Source organism: Nonomuraea longispora, assembly GCF_004348345.1.
Taxonomy (GTDB): Bacteria; Actinomycetota; Actinomycetes; order Streptosporangiales; family Streptosporangiaceae; genus Nonomuraea; species Nonomuraea longispora.
Map to the genome: position 1 here is coordinate 1 of NZ_SMJZ01000388.1, position 2,783 is coordinate 2,783.

Genomic DNA, 2,783 nt, shown 5'->3' on the forward strand with positions numbered 1-2,783 from the left:
GGGTGGGGTGCGGGCGCAGATGGTGACGGTGGCGCCCGCCTCGTGGAAGGCCCTGGCGATGGCGGCGCCGATGCCCTTGGTGCCGCCCGTCACCAGGACGGCCTTGCCCGTGTAGTCGTAAGTCACGGTCACGGGTGCTACCGTACCAAGCAAGCGTTAGGTGCAACCAGGGAGTCGGGTTGGGGATCACGCTGCGGGCCGGGCCGATCGCTGAGGTCGTCGTGGACGTGCCACCGGTGAACGCGCTGACCGTACGGGCCTGGGAGGAGCTGGCCGAGGCCGTGCGGACCGCCGGCCGCGAACCCGGCACCCGCGTGGTCGTGCTGCGGGCCGAGGGGCGCGGGTTCAACGCCGGAGTCGACATCAAGGAACTGCGGGACGCCGGCGGGCACGAGCGTCTGGTCGCGGTCAACCGGGCGTGTCATGCGGCGTTCGCGGCGGTGTACGCGTGCGCGGTGCCGGTCGTCGCAGCCGTGCACGGGCACTGCCTCGGCGGCGGGGTCGGACTGGCCGGCAACGCCGACGTGGTGGTGGCGAGCGACGACGCCTACTTCGGGCTGCCCGAGGTCGACAGGGGCGCGCTGGGCGCCGCCACGCACCTGGCCAGGCTCGTGCCGCCGCACCTGATGCGGGCCATGGTCTACACGTGCAGGAACGCGACGGCGGCCGAGCTTCACACGTTCGGGTCGGTGCTGGAGGTGGTGCCGCGCGACCGGCTGCGGGACGCCGCGACCGAGGTGGCGGAACAGATCGCCGCGAAGGACCCGTACGTCATCCGCTGCGCCAAGGAGTCACTCAACGGCATCGACCCGGTGGACGTCGACCGCAGCTACCGCTTCGAGCAGGGCTTCACCTTCGAGCTGACCCTCATGGGCACGGGTGACCGGCACAGGGAGCGGTTCGCATGACGAAGCTGATGACGGCCGAGGAGGTCGCCGCGTCGGTGGAGAGCGGCATGACGGTCGGGATCGGCGGCTGGGGTTCGCGCCGCAAACCGATGACCCTCGTACACGCGATCCTCCGCTCCCCCGTCCGCGACCTCACGCTCGTCTCGTACGGCGGCCCCGACGTCGGCATGCTCTGCGCGGCGGGGAAGGTACGCAGGGTCGTGGCCCCGTTCGTCACGCTCGACTCCATCCCGCTGGAGCCCCACTTCCGGCGGGCCAGGCAGGCGGGGACGATCGTGTTCACCGAGTACGACGAGGGCATGTTCATGTTCGGGCTGCTGGCCGCGGCGCACCGGCTGCCGTTCCTGCCGACGCGGGCGGGGCTGGGTTCGGACGTGATGCGGGTCAACCCGGAGCTGCGCACGGTCCGGTCGCCGTACGCGGACGGGGAGGAACTGGTCGCGGTCCCCGCCCTGACGATGGACGTGGCGCTGGTGCACGTGAACCGGGCCGACGCGCGGGGCGACGCACAATACCTGGGCCCCGATCCGTACCTCGACGACCTCTACGCCAAGGCGGCCGCGCGGTGTTACGTGTCGTGCGAGCGGGTCGTGGAGAACCTGCTCAAGGAGGGTCCTCTGCAGTCGTTGCTGATCAGCCGGTCGATGGTGACGGGCGTCGTGGAGGCGCCCGGCGGGGCCGGGTTCACCTCGTGCGAGCCCGACTACGGGCGTGACGAGGCGCTCCAGCGACGCTACGCGGAAACGCCATGGGAGGACTGGGATGAGCAGTAGGGCCGACGTGTGCGTGGTGGCGTGCGCGGAGGCGTTCAGGGGCGACGGCGAGATCCTGGCGGCCGGCATCGGCGGGGCGGTGACGGTGCTGGCGGCGCGGCTGGCGCGGCTGACGTTCGAGCCGGAGCTGCTCACGCACGACGGCACCTGCCTGCTCACCGGCGACGTGCCCGCGCTGGGCGAGGCGCCCGAGCTGGTGGAGGGGTGGCTGCCGTTCCGCGACCACCTGTGGCTGGTGCTGAACGGGCGCCGCCACGTCATGCTGGGCGCGAGCCAGATCGATCGGTACGGCAACTCGAACATCTCCTGCATCGGCGACTGGGCCCGGCCCAAGGCTCAACTCCTGGGTGTGCGGGGCGCGCCGGGCAACACGCGGTGCGACCCGACGAGCTACTGGATCCCCCGGCACTCCCCCCGCGTCTTCGTGCCCGAGGTGGACATGGTCAGCGGGCTCGGCACCGACCGGGGGGCGTACGAACTGCGGCGGGTGGTGACGAACCTGGCCGTGCTGGACTTCCGCACGCCTGACGGGTCGATGCGGCTGGTGTCGGTCCATCCGGGGGTGAGGGTGGACGAGGTGGTCGCGGCGACCGGGTTCGATCTCACCATCCCCGGCGACGTCCCCCGGACGCGGGAGCCGTCCGAGGAGGAGTTGCTCGTCCTGGACCGGCTCGATCCTTGGCGCTCGCGCGACCGGGAGGTCCCCGCGTGAGGACCGCACTGACCTCACTGACCGGCTGCCGGCATCCGATCGTGCAGACCGGCATGGGGTACGTCGCCGGCGCCCGGCTGGCGGCGGCCACCTCGCGGGCGGGCGGCCTGGGCGTGATCGGGGCGGCAACCATGTCCGTACCCGAGATGACCACCGCGATCAGGCGGGTGAAGGAGCGCACGGACGCGCCGTTCGGCGTCAACATCCGCGCCGACGCCGGCGACGCCGCCGAACGGGTCGAGGTGATGGTCCGCGAGGGCGTACGGGTGGCGTCGTTCGCCATGGCCCCCAAGCGGGAGCTGATCGCCCGGCTGAAGGACGCGGGCGTGGTGACGATCCCGTCGGTGGGGGCGCTCCGGCACGCGGAGAAGGTGGCTGTCTCTTATACAC

At 72.0% G+C, this 2,783-nt stretch carries 5 protein-coding genes; 4 read left to right on the forward strand and 1 reads right to left on the reverse strand.

What is annotated here, in order from left to right; translation table 11 throughout:
• Positions 1 to 132, reverse strand: a 132-nt coding sequence (locus E1267_RS43330; protein WP_132342077.1) for an SDR family NAD(P)-dependent oxidoreductase, incomplete at its 3' end; no start/stop codon positions are given.
• 47 nt (positions 133 to 179) lie between these two features.
• Between E1267_RS43330 and E1267_RS43335 the strand changes: the two genes are divergently transcribed.
• From E1267_RS43335 to E1267_RS43350, 4 genes are all read left to right on the forward strand, one after another.
• The gene (locus E1267_RS43335) at positions 180 to 908 is read left to right on the forward strand and encodes an enoyl-CoA hydratase family protein (protein WP_132342079.1); all 729 of its coding nucleotides are present in this window, start codon (positions 180 to 182) and stop codon (positions 906 to 908) included.
• On the forward strand, positions 905 to 1,681 hold the full coding sequence (locus E1267_RS43340) for a CoA transferase subunit A (protein WP_132342081.1): 777 nt from the start codon (positions 905 to 907) through the stop codon (positions 1,679 to 1,681). The genes E1267_RS43335 and E1267_RS43340 overlap by 4 nt, the downstream gene beginning before the upstream one ends.
• Complete coding sequence (locus tag E1267_RS43345; RefSeq protein WP_132342083.1) at positions 1,671 to 2,393, forward strand: CoA-transferase subunit beta; 723 nt, start codon at positions 1,671 to 1,673, stop codon at positions 2,391 to 2,393. The genes E1267_RS43340 and E1267_RS43345 overlap by 11 nt, the downstream gene beginning before the upstream one ends.
• Positions 2,390 to 2,783: NAD(P)H-dependent flavin oxidoreductase (locus tag E1267_RS43350; protein ID WP_132342085.1), on the forward strand; the 394-nt coding region annotated here is incomplete at its 3' end. The genes E1267_RS43345 and E1267_RS43350, both read left to right, overlap by 4 nt.

What these genes read in the sequence shown, in the direction of transcription:
- E1267_RS43340 (WP_132342081.1), top strand. Translation starts at nt 905, where the DNA reads ATGACGAAGCTGATGACGGCCGAGGAGGTCGCCGCGTCGGTGGAGAGC.
- E1267_RS43345 (WP_132342083.1), top strand. Translation starts at nt 1,671, where the DNA reads ATGAGCAGTAGGGCCGACGTGTGCGTGGTGGCGTGCGCGGAGGCGTTC.